This is a genomic window from Ureibacillus massiliensis 4400831 = CIP 108448 = CCUG 49529, from assembly GCF_000772965.1.
Lineage (GTDB): Bacteria > Bacillota > Bacilli > Bacillales_A > Planococcaceae > Ureibacillus > Ureibacillus massiliensis.
The window spans coordinates 1-14,315 of record NZ_JPVQ01000061.1 but is presented as its reverse complement, the minus strand read 5'-3'; the positions used below and the strand labels follow the sequence as shown (position 1 = coordinate 14,315).

The following is a 14,315-nucleotide window of genomic DNA, read 5'->3' as shown; positions in this document are numbered from 1 at the left end:
GGTGTGAGAGGTCGGCTAGCCAATTAATGGCTAGCCTCCTACTCGATTAGCGAGTTAACTAATTATAAAATTAATAAATCGATTTGAATTTTGAATATAGAAGTTTGAACATAGTAATGTTAATGAAAATACATAAATTTATTCAATTTTACTCAGTTTTAAATAGAGGAAATTCTACTTTTGCGATTAATGTCGGTATATGCTACGATTCAATTTAGCGGGTTTAGCTCTTAGCGTTTTAGGAGGATACGAAAAATGTCAAAAGTTGATTTACAAAAAATAGAAGAAGCAGTAAAAATGATATTAGAAGCAGTTGGTGAAGATGTTAATCGTGAAGGGTTACTAGATACTCCAAAACGTGTTTCTAAAATGTATGAAGAAATGTTTAGTGGGATAGGGGAAGATCCTAGAGAATACTTTAGTACAGTATTTCATGAGGATCATGAAGAGCTTGTCCTTGTTAAAGATATACCTTTTTATTCGATGTGTGAGCATCACTTAGTTCCATTTTACGGTAAAGCTCATATTGCATACATTCCTAGGGATGGGCGTGTTGCAGGTTTAAGCAAACTTGGACGCTGTGTAGAATCAGTTGCTCGTAGACCTCAACTACAAGAAAGAATTACATCAACAGTTGCAGATAGTATTATGGAAATGTTGACGCCTTATGGAGTCTACGTTGTTATAGAAGCTGAACATATGTGCATGACAATGCGTGGGTTGAAAAAGCCTGGTTCAAAAACGGTCACTTCTGCCGCTCGTGGGATATTTGAAAATGATGAAAATAAACGTAGAGAAGTTATTTCATTTATTCAAATGTCTTAATTTAGCTACTTGATTGTGATATGATGTACAAAGAAAATTGAATCGAGGAGAAGAAGAAATGGCAGAAACAGATTATATTATCATTCGTGCAGAAGAAGATGGCGTTCATGTAATCGGATTAACACGTGGTTCAGATACAAAATTTCATCACTCTGAAAAATTAGATTCTGGTGAAGTGATGATTGCGCAATTCACTGAACATACGTCTGCAATGAAAATTCGTGGAAAAGCTCAAATATTTTCAGCATACGGTGCTGTCGAAAGTGGAAAGAAAAAATAAAATTGTTTGGTATTGACCAACTAGCTAATGTTTAAGTATAAGCATTCGCACTTTAAGTGGAATGGAGTAATATAGATGGATGCAACTTACATTCAGAATTCTATTGAACAACTTAAATTGAATATATACAATCAATTACATCATAGTACTTTACTTAAATATACTGGGGAGCCGGTTTTAAATAATCATCAATTGTTTTATCTACTTTTACCTTTCTTAAATGGTGAAAATTGGGATGAAAATTTAAATATAAGTGCTGTTACAATCGGTATGGTGCATGCATCTTTAAGTGAACACGACAAGATTCATGAACAGAACGCAACAAGTAAAGAACAACAATTAACTGTATTATCCGGAGATTTTTATAGTGGAAGATATTATCAGCTGTTAGCGAATACAGGGAATATATTTTTAATTAGAAAAATTTCTGAAGGTATAGTAAATCGTTGTGAACAACAAATGAAAGTCTATGAACCAAATAAGTTGACGATAAATGAATGGTTAAATAGTTTACTTACAATTGAAACGGAACTTATCAAAAAATACTATTCGTTCTATCATTTTGAAAAATATAATACTATTATGACAAAAAGTTTATTATTGCTTAGATTAAACGAAGAATTAATAAATTATCAAAATGGAAATGTGACAGCGTTCATCAAAAATATGATGGGCAGCTTAAATAAATTTGAAACTGTTGATTCGGTAATTAATCAAGAGGTAGAAACGCTAATTGAGAGTCTAAATGAATATCTTCAAACGTCTTCTGTTCTAAAAGACGAGCTTAAGTTATACATAAAGAAACAAATAGCGGTTTGTCGTTAATTAGAAAGGTTATGAAAATATGGCAAAATCAAAAGAAGAACGTGTGCATGAAGTTTTTGAAAATATTTCAGACAACTATGATAAGATGAATTCTGTTATCAGCTTCCAGCTCCATGTAAAGTGGCGCGGAGATACGATGAAACGAATGAATGTAAAGCCGGGTTCTAAATGTTTAGATGTTTGTTGTGGAACTGCCGATTGGACAGTAGCATTAGCAAAAGCAACTGGTGAATCTGGTATGGTAAAAGGTCTCGATTTTAGTAAAAATATGTTGAAGGTTGGCGAACAAAAAGTAGAACCATTTCCACAGATTGAACTTATACATGGTAATGCAATGGAACTGCCTTTTGAGGATAATACATTTGATTATGTCACAATAGGTTTTGGACTAAGAAATGTACCTGATTATATACAAGTATTGAAAGAAATGAATCGTGTGTTAAAACCAGGAGGGATGGCGGTATGTCTTGAGACTTCACAGCCTGAAATTCCTGTGTATAGACAACTTTTCCGTTTCTACTTTAAATATATCATGCCGTTATTTGGTAAACTGCTTGCTAAAAGCTACAAAGAATATTCTTGGTTACAGGAATCCGCGAGCGATTTCCCTGGTATGAAAAAGTTAGCGTATATGTTTGAAGAAGCAGGATTTGAACGAGTAAGCTATAAAGGATATAGTGGTGGTGCTGCTGCTATGCATATGGGATATAAAAAAGAAATTTAGTGGGAGAAGGTTTTACGCGTGGAAAAGATGAAGTTAAAAATGCTCTATTCCGACTTGAAACAGGACATAGACATCATCGAAAAAGAATTAGAAAAAGCGCTAAACTCGTCTTCTCACTTAATTAATGAAGCTTCTCTCCATTTATTGCAGGCGGGCGGGAAACGAATACGTCCAGTTTTTGTTTTAATTAGTGCGAAATTTGGTAATTATAATATCGATGAGATTAAAAATATCGCAGTACCACTTGAATTAATACATTCTGCTTCGCTAGTTCACGATGACGTAATTGATAATTCTGACATGAGAAGAGGCAGATATACTGTAAAAGCACAATGGAATAATCGAGTTGCTATGTATACAGGCGACTATATTTTTGCTCGTGCTTTAGAGTATGTAACATCCATCGAGAATCAAGCGGTCCATAAAATTTTGGCGCATACGATGGTAGAAATCTGTAATGGTGAAGTCATTCAAATTGAAGATAAGTTTCGTTTGAATCAAAACATCAAGGATTATTTTAGAAGAATAAAAAGAAAGACTGCCTTATTAATCGAATCTAGCTGTGAGTTAGGTGCAATAGTTGGTGGAGCAGAACCAGAAGTTGTTCGACACCTTAAAAGATTTGGTTATTATGTAGGAATGAGTTATCAAATCATTGATGATATTTTAGACTTTACATCAACTGATAAGCAACTTGGCAAACCAGCAGGTAGTGATTTATTGCAAGGTAATATTACCTTGCCAATATTGTTATTGAAGGATCAACCGAAAATTCAAAAGTTTATTGCTGCGGCTTCTAATGGTTTTGTTACAGAGGATGAGCGATTAGAAATGCTAGAAGTCGTTCGGAATTCGGATGCGATCAAAAAAGCAACAGTTGTAAGTAATCAATATTTACTGAAAGCTTTAAAGGAAGTGGAAGCGCTACCTAATATTCCGATGAAAAAGAAATTACGAGATATAGCATTATTTATGGGGAAAAGAAAATATTAACTTTACTTAATTGGTTTTGTAAGAGTTGATGTATTAATGTTATTTTGGTAATATTTATCGGTAGGTGAAAAATATTTCACTTTATTCGAAATTAAGGAGTGTAATTAAAATGGCTATCGAAAAAACTTTTATAATGGTTAAACCAGATGGTGTACAACGTCAAGTAGTAGGTGACATTATCGACCGTTTTGAGCGTCGCGGTTTTACAATGAAAGGCGCAAAACTAATGAACGTAACTCGTGAATTAGCAGAAGAACACTATGCTGAACATAAAGAACGTCCATTCTTCGGCGAATTAGTTGATTTCATTACTTCTGGTCCTGTATTTGCAATGGTATGGGAAGGCGAAAATGTAATTCAATTAGCACGTATTATGATGGGTGCAACGAAACCAGAAGAATCTTCACCTGGTACAATCCGTGGTGACTATGCAGTAACAATCTCAGAAAACGTTATTCACGGTTCTGACTCACCTGCATCTGCTGAACGTGAAATTCAATTATGGTTCGCTAGCGAATTAGTATAATAAAACCTCTTAGAGCAACTATCATTTTCGATAGTTGCTTTTCTTTTTTTACGCTCATTAAATCTTTCTATAATTTATAGAACTACCTTGTTTAAAATCAAAATTTCCTCAAATTATATTAAATAAAGGGTGATTTCATTAAAAATATTTAGAAATCAATAAAGATTAGCTATAATGAATTTACGTCATATGAGGGGAAAGATGGAAAATGTCTGATTATGAACAGTTTATTGATGGTATAAAAAGAAAAACTGGAATCGATTTAAGTTTATATAAAGAAGCTCAAATGAAGAGGAGATTAACTTCGTTATACGAGAAAAAAGGTTTCCGTAATTTTACTGAGTTTTTACATGCATTAGAAAGAGATCGCGACTTAATGAATGAGTTTTTAGATCGCATGACGATTAATGTTTCAGAATTTTATCGTAACGCCAAACGTTGGGAAGTATTACAAAACAAAATTTTCCCTATGCTTTTAAAAAATAGTCGGAAACTTAAAATTTGGAGTGCTGCCTGTTCAACAGGTGAGGAGCCTTATACAATATCAATGGTTCTCTCAAATCACTTACCGCTATCTCAAATAAATGTGCATGCAACAGATATCGACGAAAATGTAATACAAAAAGCAAAACTAGGCTTATACCCTGAAAGATCACTTGCAGAAGTACCAGCAGATATGAAATCGAAATATTTTCACACAGAAGGTCAATTTTATAAAATTAAAGAAGATATTAAGAAAACTGTTACATATAAAAAACATAATTTATTAAAAGATACTTATGACACAAATTATGATTTAATCGTTTGTCGGAATGTAATGATTTACTTTACCGAGGAAGCAAAGGATTTGATTTATCAAAACTTTAGTAAATCATTACGGTCAGGAGGAATATTATTTGTTGGATCAACAGAACAAATTTTTAATCCTTCCCGATATGATTTTGAGGTAGAAGATACGTTTTTCTATCGTAAAAAGTAATGAGGGTATTGAGATAAAGGTATTGCCCATAGTATTGATAAGTGATTCCTGAGTTTAACGCTTTTCGTACATTGTGCGAGAAGCGTTTTTATATAAAATAATCTATTTTTAAAGAATGATTAACCAATTATTGAACAATCATTGGAAATATTCAGAAATCCCCATGTATTTTCGGTTATAATATGTTAAGATAAAAAATACCATACTTTAGCGAGTTGAAGGGAGAAAGTGTTTTATGCGTTACTTAACAGCAGGGGAGTCACATGGTCCTCAATTAACTACAATTATCGAGGGGTTACCGTCCCTTTTACCAATAACTGCAGAGCAAATTAATTATGATTTAAAACGACGTCAAGGTGGACATGGTCGCGGAAGAAGAATGCAAATTGAAACAGATACTGTTGAAATTGTAGGTGGGGTTCGACATGGTAAAACATTAGGATCACCAGTTGCCTTAGTTGTAAAAAATGATGATTGGAAGCATTGGACAAAAATTATGGGTGCAGACCCACTTCCGGAAGATATAGATCCAAATGAAATAAAACGTCAAGTATCACGTCCTCGTCCTGGACATGCTGATTTAGTAGGTGGTATGAAATACGGACACCGTGATTTACGCAATGTGTTAGAACGATCTAGTGCACGGGAAACGACAGTTCGAGTGGCAGTTGGATCTGTTGCAAAGGCATTACTTAAAGAACTAGGTATTTCTATTGTGTCACATGTTACTGAAATTGGTGGTATTAAGGCCGATACTTCAAAAGTAGAAGGAAAAACAATTGATGAAATTCGCTCAATTGTTGAAAAAGATCCAGTATATTGTGTAGATCCGTCTGCATCAGAGAAAATGGTGCAATTAATAGATGATACAAAAAAAGAAGGAAATTCCATTGGTGGCGTTGTAGAAGTAATTGTTGATGGCATGCCAGCAGGTGTAGGTTCTTATGTACATTATGATCGAAAATTAGATGGTAAATTAGCTCAGGCGATGCTTTCAATTAACGCTTTTAAAGGCGTTGAATTTGGTTTAGGTTTTGAAATGGCTCGTATTAAAGGCTCAGAAGTTCATGATGAAATTTTATGGAGCGAGGAAGAGGGCTATACTCGTCGTACGAACCGTCTAGGTGGTTTAGAAGGTGGTATGACAACAGGAATGCCAATCGTTGTAAGAGGAGTAATGAAGCCAATTCCTACATTATATAAACCATTACAGAGTGTTGATATTGAAACAAAAGAACCATTTAAAGCAAGTGTGGAACGTTCCGATGCATGTGCTGTTCCTGCTGCTTCAATCGTTGCAGAAAATGTGATTGCTTGGGAGATTGCAAAAGCAATTATTGAACAATTCCATAGCGATCAATTACCACAATTAAAGTCTCAGATTGATGAAATGCGCAAGTACGCGAAGGAGTTTTAATGATGCGAATTCCTGTAAAAGCTGCATCCCATGAATATGATGTAATTATTGGCTATGGTATTTTAAATCAAGCAATGAAATCGATTCAACCTATGATTGAAAAAGCAGATCAATGTATCGTCTTTACAGATGAAAACGTTTGGGCTGCACAGGGTGAATATTTTAAGGAACAATTTCCATATAATTTCGATGTTTTCATTATGCCTGCTGGAGAATCCTGTAAAAGCTTTGAAAACTACTTTTCAGCTCAATCCTTTCTACTAGAGAAAAAGTGTACGAGAAAAAGCTTATTATTTGCTTTTGGTGGCGGGGCTGTAGGTGATTTATCTGGCTTTGTTGCAGCAACCTATATGCGTGGGATTCCTTTTATACAGGTTCCGACAACGATTCTAGCCCATGATTCGGCAGTTGGGGGTAAAACAGCGATCAATCACCCACAAGGAAAAAATATGATTGGTGCTTTTTATCAACCGAAGGCAGTTATTTATGATACACAAATTTTGCAGTCATTAAATAATAAAGAAATATTATCAGGCATGGCTGAAGTGATTAAACATTCAATGATTTCAAATGAACAATGGCTTCAAGAACTTATGTCTTTCAATTCTATTACTCAATTAGATTCAACTATATTAGCAGAACAATTAAAAAAAGGCATTGAAGTAAAAGCAAATATTGTTGCACAAGATGAAACGGAACAATCCGTTCGCAAATTTTTAAACTTTGGGCATACATATGGTCATGCAATTGAGGCAGCTGCTGGGTATGGTGGTCTTGCCCATGGTGAAGCAGTAATGATAGGAATTGTATATGCATTACTGCTAAGCGAACGCTATGGCAAAATTCACCGTGAATTTACAAAAGATTTTTTGAAGTTTGCTTATAATAATGGTTATCCATTTGCAGAAGTGAGCAATTATTCATTTGAAGAACTAGAGATTTTTCTACTAAAAGATAAAAAAGTTGAGTATGGTACACTAAATTTCGTTTTATTAGAGGATATCGGAAAGCCTTACGTACAGAAAGTGGAATTATCAGAATGTAGAGAAGTAGATCGCCAGTATCGTAACCTAATTATGGAGGTATGCAAATGATTCGTGGGATAAGAGGCGCAACAACAGTTGAAGCAAACCAACCGGATGAAATTTTAAATGAAACTGCAAAATTAGTACTGGAAATAGCAAAAGAAAACACACTACAACCAGAAGATATCGTTTCAGTACTTATTTCCACAACGCCTGATATTAATACTGCGTTTCCAGCTAAAGCAGTGCGAACTTTAGAGGGTTGGCAATACGTACCAACAATGTGTATGCATGAAATGAATGTTCCAGGTGCACTACCTCTCTGTATACGCGTTTTGATGCACGTAAATTCAGACGTCAATCAAAAAGATGTTCAACACGTTTATTTGAATGGTGCAGTCGTATTAAGACCAGATTTAGTTAAATAGATTTGAGAGGGAGACGTTTAATATGAAATGGAAACAACAGATCAACGGCATGAAGGCTTATCAGCCAGGAAAACCAATTGAAGAAGTTAAAAAAGAATATGGTCTAGATGAGGTTGTGAAACTAGCATCAAATGAAAATCCATACGGTTTTTCTCCAAAGATAAAAGCCTTTTTACAAAACGATCATACGAATCATGCAATATATCCGGATGGCTATGCACAAAATTTACGTACAACCGTTGCCAATCATTTAGGGGTAAAGGAAACACAACTTATGTTTGGGAATGGTTCAGATGATTTAATTGCTATTGTGACTCGTGCATTATTATATCCTGGTGTAAATACAGTAATGGCACATCCTTCATTTTCTCAATATAGCCACAATGCAGAAATAGAAGGTGCTGAAGTTCGTAAAGTGCCATTAAAGGATGGCGTGCATGATTTAAACTCAATGCTAGAAGCAATTGATGATAATACATCTGTTGTTTGGGTATGTAATCCAAATAACCCAACAGGTACTATCGTTTCTGATGAGGAATTAAATCATTTCATTAAGAATGTGCCTTCAGATGTATTAATCGTTTTAGATGAGGCGTATTACGAGTACGTTCACTCCTCAGAATTTAAAAATACATTACATTATGTAAATGAATATCCGAATGTGATCATCATGAGAACATTCTCTAAAGCATATGGACTTGCTTCATTCCGTGTTGGTTATGCCATTGCACAAGAGGATACAATTGCGAAATTAGATCCAGTGCGCGCACCATTTAATAATACGATTTTAAGCCATAAGGTTGCGATGATCGCTTTAACTGATCAAGAATTTTTACAACAATGCTTAGAAAAAAATGAAGCTGGTAAAAGACAATTTGTTGAGTTTTGCGAAAAGCATCAGTTACATTATTATCCTTCTGAAACAAATTTCATTTTATTTGAAGTAAAAGCAGATAGTGATGTCGTTTTTAAAGAAATGATGAAGCGTGGATTTATCATTCGAAGTGGCAATGCTCTTTCATCGCCTGGGTATATTCGTGTTACAATCGGAACTCAAGAACAAAATGCTAAATTCCTAAATTTGCTTGAAGAAGTTTTAAAAGAACAAGGAGTATTTGCATGACACGAAATGTTTTCGTCATAGGTTTAGGTTTAATAGGAGGCTCCATTGCACTTTCCTGTCAAAAAGCTCCCGAAACTAAAGTGTTTGGCTATGACGTTCAAGAAAAGACAAGAGAACTAGCAGCAGCGTTAAATATTGTTCATGAAGTAGTTGAAGATGTTGAGCAAGCAGCGAGTATGGCAGATGTTATCATTTTCGGTACGCCTGTAAATGCAACGTTATATTGGATGGATGAATTAAAAAATTGGAAGCTGAAACCTAATGTAATCATCACAGATACTGGAAGCACGAAAAGTCTAATCATGAAAAAAGCTGTGGAACTTAGAGAAAAGGGAATTACCTTTATCGGTGGACACCCAATGGCAGGTTCTCATAAAAGTGGAGTTTCCGCAGCAAAGCAATATTTGTTTGAAAATGCCTATTACATCCTAACGCCTTTTGATGATGAAGATGGAAATCAAATCATTAAACTGGAACAATTATTAAAGTTTACACTTGCAAAGATTGTTAAAGTGGATGCTCGTGAACATGACCATATGACAGCTGTTGTAAGTCACTTTCCACATATTGTTGCAGCATCTCTTGTCCATCAGCTCAACTTTGAAAAGGAAAAATACCCTATGACATCTCTACTTGCAGCTGGAGGGTTTCGGGATATTACACGTATTGCATCATCCAATCCATCAATTTGGAGAGATATTACACTTCAAAATCGTAATGAGTTAATTCACCAGCTTGATGCTTGGCAAAATGAGATGAATCGTGTTAAATCCATACTGCTAAGTAATGATGATCAATCGATTGAACAATATTTTGAAGTTGCGAAAAATGTTCGAGATCAACTGCCGATTACAACTGGAGTATTTTATACAACCTATGATTTATATATTGATATACCAGACTACCCAGGGATAATTTCACAGGTAACAGGGTATTTAGCTGAAGAACGTATTAGTATAACAAATATTAGAGTCATTGAAGCACGTGAAGATATATTCGGGATTTTAGTGATTAGCTTCCAAACGAATGATGATCGAGAAAAAGCGATGAATTGCTTGGAAAAACGTACGAAATTTGAAATGTATATATCTTAAAATATGCTTATATGCAAAGCTTGAAAGGAGTAATCTCCCAAATGACAAAATCGCAAGTGTTACATTACATTAAGCCATCCTTAAATGGTTCTATTACTGTCCCTGGAGACAAATCCATTTCTCATCGATCTGTTATGTTTGGTGCCATTGCAGAAGGAAAAACAACAGTTAGTGGTTTTTTGCTTGGAGAGGATTGCTTAAGTACGATTGATTGTTTTCGTAAACTAGGTGTAGAAATTGAAATTGATGATACCAATGTTACGATAAATAGTGCAGGAATCGATGCGTGGGAAGAACCAAAAGAGGTATTATATACAGGTAATTCAGGTACGACAACAAGATTAATGCTTGGTATTTTATCTGGGACAAACCTACATACAGTCATGACGGGCGATTCTTCAATTGGAAAGCGTCCAATGCGACGTGTAGCAGACCCTTTGCGATTAATGGGTGCACAAATATCTGGACGAGCAAATGGACAATTTACACCTTTAGCCATTCAAGGTACACAATTAAAAGCGATTGACTATACAATGCCAGTAGCAAGTGCCCAAGTAAAGTCGGCTATACTATTAGCCGGGCTTCGAACAGAAGGAATTACGATTGTTCGTGAAAAAGAAGTGTCTCGTGATCATACTGAACGTATGTTAAAGCAATTTGGTGGAAATATTCAGGTCGACAATGGGGTAATCTCCTTAGCAGGTGGTCAGAAATTAACAGGTACTCATGTTTCGGTTCCTGGAGATATCTCATCTGCTGCATTCTTTTTAGTTGCAGGAGCTATCGTTCCAAATAGTGAAATTACATTGCATAATGTTGGAGTAAATCCTACACGTGCAGGGATTATTGAAGTGTTAAAGGAGATGGGAGCAGATTTATCCATCATGATTGATGATGAAAATGCTGCTGAACCAACTGCAACTTTAACAATCAAAACCTCTTCATTAAAAGCAACTACAATTGAAGGCGATATTATTCCTCGATTAATCGATGAAATACCAATACTAGCTTTATTAGCTACACAAGCGGATGGTACAACGGTTATTCGAAATGCTGAAGAACTGAAAGTGAAAGAAACTGACCGTATAGTGGCCGTTGTAGATGAGCTGAAGAAATTAGGAGCGAAGATTGAGGCAACTGATGATGGGATGATCATTCATGGTCCTTCAAAATTAACTGGTTCCAGTTTGAAATCTTATGGAGATCATCGAATTGGCATGATGGGTGCAATAAGTGCGCTAATTACCGAATCACCAGTTGAAATTGATGACGTTGATTGTATCGCCGTATCTTATCCAACATTTTTTAACCATTTAGACAGCCTTATAAAAGAATAAAAGGTGAAAACTCTCCATTTTAATAGGAGGGTTTTTTCTTGTTTCGTTTCCTCATCTCATGTAGCATAATGATTGATGTAGGAAAGAGAAAAGGTGAAAATAATGACTAAAATAATTAATGAAATGTTAGATGCAATTCAAAACGGAAACCTGCAGCAGGTGGATGTATATATAGAACAATTATTGTTAAATGAAGCACCAGAACAACAATACGAGATTGCGAATTTATTTATGCAATATGGTTACATGAACGAAGCAAAAAAAGTGTTAGAGCATTTGCAGTTTTTATTCCCGGATGAGGCTCAAATTGCAATTGATAAAGCATCAGTATTAATTGAATTAGGTGAAGAGGATGAAGCATTAGAATTATTAATGGCCGTATCGTCAGACTCCCCTGAATACCCACAAAGTCTTCTATTATTAGCCGATTATTATCAAATGCAAGGACTTTATGAGGTTGCGGAAAAACAAATTAATGAAGCTATTGGGTTATTGCCAAATGAACCATTACTCCTTTTTGCTAAAGCAGAACTATTATTTGAAACAGGTAGATTCTCAGAAGCAACGCGTATATATGAGGAGCTTCATGAAAAAGATAAAACAATCGGTGGAATTTTATTAGCAGAAAGGTTAGCTGAGGTTTATAGATCGGGTGGTGCTTATGAGACGTCATTAGAGTACTATATGGAAGCACTTGAAGAAAAAGTGACCCCTGATTTACTGTTTGGATCTGGCTATGCTGCATTCCAATCAGAAAAATATGAACTTGCTACAAATCAACTAGAAGATTTAAAGGAATTAGATCCTGACTATTTTAGTGCATATCTTTTATTGGCAGAAAGCTATGCAATGATCGAAAATAATAAAATGGCTTATCAAGTTATACAAGAAGGCATCCAGCGTGATGAATATGAAAAATCATTCTACTTATTTGCGGGAAAAATGGCATTGAAGAACGGATTGAAAGAAGAGGCAATTGAGCATTTGCAGCAAGCAATTGCACTCGATCCAGAATACATGGAAGCAATAGTTGTCATCATGTCGATTTATGCAAAGGAAGAACGCAATGAAGAAATAATAGATTTATATGAAGAAATGGAACGCAATCAATTTAGTTTTAGCGCAATCCTTCCTTATGTTGCTGAAGCATATGCAAAAGATGAGCAGTATGAACGTGCATACGAAATTTATAAAGTAGCATATAATGATTTTAAAGAAGAGCCGTCGTTTTTGGAAAAATATTGTTATTTCTTGATAGAAGAGGGCAAAAGAAACGAAGCTCGAGAAGTAGTGGAGTTATTAATTGCACTTGAACCATCAGAACAACAATGGATTGAATTGCTCGACACTCTTGAATAAAGGGAGGGATAGGTTGTGACTTCTTCCGTTCCACTGGTTGATAAAAAAGCATTTGTTAGGTGGTTTTTAAAAAATTATCAGTTAAAGCGAAGAGAATGCGTTTGGATTTTAAATTATTTGTTAAGTAATGACAATTTGCTAGAGAACATTCATTTTGTTGAGGAAGCACATTATTGTCCTCGAGCTATAGTCATGTCAAGTGTTGAATCAAATGGTGTTCCGTTTCGTTTTTATAAAGGTAACATTATGACAAGTGATGCTGAAAAATCATTTCACGATTTACGACTTCACCCAAATGAAAGCATGTACATCCAATTAAATTTTCCGAATATACCTCCTAGCACTCAATATTTAGCTGTATTAGAGGAAAATCCATACATGCCGAAACACCTTCACATATGTGAAAAGGACAGAGTGATAGCAGAAGAATTATTAAATAGCAGTATGTTAGCGTTTCAAGAAGAAAAAATATTAAAAGAAATTGATGATGCATTAGACGAAGGCGATAAAGAAAAATTTTATGAGCTATCAAACTTATTGCAAGCATTAAAACAAACTTCTAAAAATATGTAAATCAAATACAGTAGGGGAGAACCTCTACTGTATTTGAATGTAAATCCTTGCTCATTGTTTCACAAGAATTTATAAAAAATAATATTAAATTTAAAATTTATTGCATTAAATCATATCTGTTACAAAAAACTAATTGTACATAATTGGAGGGCCATCTATGTTTTTTAATGTTAAAGATGTAAGCGAGTTTCAAAACAATAAAGAATTTATCGATACTGTCATTATTCCTTTGCTTTTAATAAATCTTACAGAAAATATGATTAAACAATCCAGTTCAGCGACAGAATATTTAATGTCACTTACTGCATTCATCGAGCAACAATTTAAAGGTCGCCTCATGTTAATGCCGCCATTTTCTTATACTGAGGAAACGAAAGATGATTTATCTCTTGTAAATTTAAAAGAAGCTTTTGAAAATGCAGGGTTTAAACATGTATTGTTTATTACATGTGATCATTATTGGACAAGCTATAATGAAGATTTAGATGTTATATGGTTGCCTTCAATTCCATTAGAATCAATGGATAAGACAGTAAAGAAAACAATATTGGAAGATCAGTTAAAACAGGTAATTCCCATCTTATCTTCCAAATGGTCTCAGGGCTAGAAATTAGTTTCATTAAATGTTCACAATCTTACCAAATCATTCAGAATGCTATATTGACCAACCTATTTTATTGATATATCATAGATATGTCCTAGTATTACTATTTGTAAAAGTATGTCCGTTGGACTGACCTTTTAGTTAGAGGGGGGAAAAGGATGAGTAACAATCGAGTTACAAGACGTCAATTTCTAAACTATACG

Annotated in this window: 16 protein-coding genes; all 16 read left to right on the top strand. The window is 34.6% G+C overall.

The window, feature by feature from the left end; translation table 11 throughout:
• Positions 1–255 precede the first annotated feature (255 nt).
• Entirely contained in the window at positions 256–825 is a 570-nt protein-coding gene (gene folE, locus CD30_RS17625; RefSeq protein ID WP_036179932.1) for a GTP cyclohydrolase I FolE, read from the top strand.
• A 58-nt stretch (positions 826–883) separates the two neighbouring features.
• Positions 884–1,105 carry a trp RNA-binding attenuation protein MtrB gene (gene mtrB / locus CD30_RS17620; RefSeq protein WP_036179929.1) on the top strand — a complete coding sequence of 74 codons (222 nt, stop codon included), beginning with the start codon at positions 884–886 and terminating at the stop codon, positions 1,103–1,105.
• A gap of 75 nt (positions 1,106–1,180) precedes the next feature.
• Positions 1,181–1,930 carry a heptaprenyl diphosphate synthase component 1 gene (locus tag CD30_RS17615; RefSeq protein WP_036179927.1) on the top strand — a complete coding sequence of 250 codons (750 nt, stop codon included), beginning with the start codon at positions 1,181–1,183 and terminating at the stop codon, positions 1,928–1,930.
• Between the two features lie 19 nt (positions 1,931–1,949).
• Complete coding sequence (locus tag CD30_RS17610; RefSeq protein ID WP_036179924.1) at positions 1,950–2,654, top strand: demethylmenaquinone methyltransferase; 705 nt, start codon at positions 1,950–1,952, stop codon at positions 2,652–2,654.
• A gap of 18 nt (positions 2,655–2,672) precedes the next feature.
• Positions 2,673–3,647: a heptaprenyl diphosphate synthase component II gene (gene hepT, locus CD30_RS17605; RefSeq protein ID WP_084078045.1), complete on the top strand. Its 975-nt coding sequence runs from the start codon at positions 2,673–2,675 to the stop codon at positions 3,645–3,647.
• Positions 3,648–3,756: 109 nt separating this feature from the next.
• Entirely contained in the window at positions 3,757–4,173 is a 417-nt protein-coding gene (gene ndk / locus CD30_RS17600; RefSeq protein WP_036179921.1) for a nucleoside-diphosphate kinase, read from the top strand.
• A gap of 208 nt (positions 4,174–4,381) precedes the next feature.
• Positions 4,382–5,152 carry a CheR family methyltransferase gene (locus CD30_RS17595; protein WP_036179918.1) on the top strand — a complete coding sequence of 257 codons (771 nt, stop codon included), beginning with the start codon at positions 4,382–4,384 and terminating at the stop codon, positions 5,150–5,152.
• A 235-nt stretch (positions 5,153–5,387) separates the two neighbouring features.
• Complete coding sequence (gene aroC / locus CD30_RS17590) at positions 5,388–6,569, top strand: chorismate synthase (RefSeq protein ID WP_036179916.1); 1,182 nt, start codon at positions 5,388–5,390, stop codon at positions 6,567–6,569.
• A 2-nt stretch (positions 6,570–6,571) separates the two neighbouring features.
• A complete protein-coding gene (gene aroB, locus CD30_RS17585) occupies positions 6,572–7,663 on the top strand; it encodes a 3-dehydroquinate synthase (RefSeq protein WP_036179913.1) in 1,092 nt (363 codons plus the stop codon).
• Positions 7,660–8,022, top strand: coding sequence for a chorismate mutase (gene aroH, locus CD30_RS17580; RefSeq protein ID WP_036179911.1), 363 nt, complete (start codon positions 7,660–7,662; stop codon positions 8,020–8,022). The genes aroB and aroH overlap by 4 nt, the downstream gene beginning before the upstream one ends.
• Before the next feature lie 22 nt (positions 8,023–8,044).
• Positions 8,045–9,145, top strand: coding sequence for a histidinol-phosphate transaminase (hisC, locus tag CD30_RS17575; RefSeq protein ID WP_036179908.1), 1,101 nt, complete (start codon positions 8,045–8,047; stop codon positions 9,143–9,145).
• Positions 9,142–10,239, top strand: a complete 1,098-nt coding sequence (locus tag CD30_RS17570) for a prephenate dehydrogenase (protein ID WP_036179906.1) — start codon at positions 9,142–9,144, stop codon at positions 10,237–10,239. The genes hisC and CD30_RS17570 overlap by 4 nt, the downstream gene beginning before the upstream one ends.
• Positions 10,240–10,280: 41 nt before the next feature.
• Positions 10,281–11,576, top strand: a complete 1,296-nt coding sequence (gene aroA, locus CD30_RS17565; protein ID WP_036179904.1) for a 3-phosphoshikimate 1-carboxyvinyltransferase — start codon at positions 10,281–10,283, stop codon at positions 11,574–11,576.
• A gap of 102 nt (positions 11,577–11,678) precedes the next feature.
• Positions 11,679–12,935 (top strand): tetratricopeptide repeat protein, encoded by a 1,257-nt coding sequence (locus CD30_RS17560; protein WP_036179901.1) that lies wholly within the window; start codon positions 11,679–11,681, stop codon positions 12,933–12,935.
• A 15-nt stretch (positions 12,936–12,950) separates the two neighbouring features.
• The gene (locus CD30_RS17555) at positions 12,951–13,508 is read left to right on the top strand and encodes a ReoY family proteolytic degradation factor (RefSeq protein WP_036179898.1); all 558 of its coding nucleotides are present in this window, start codon (positions 12,951–12,953) and stop codon (positions 13,506–13,508) included.
• A gap of 157 nt (positions 13,509–13,665) precedes the next feature.
• A complete protein-coding gene (locus CD30_RS17550) occupies positions 13,666–14,115 on the top strand; it encodes a YpiF family protein (protein ID WP_036179896.1) in 450 nt (149 codons plus the stop codon).
• Positions 14,116–14,315: the final 200 nt, after the last annotated feature.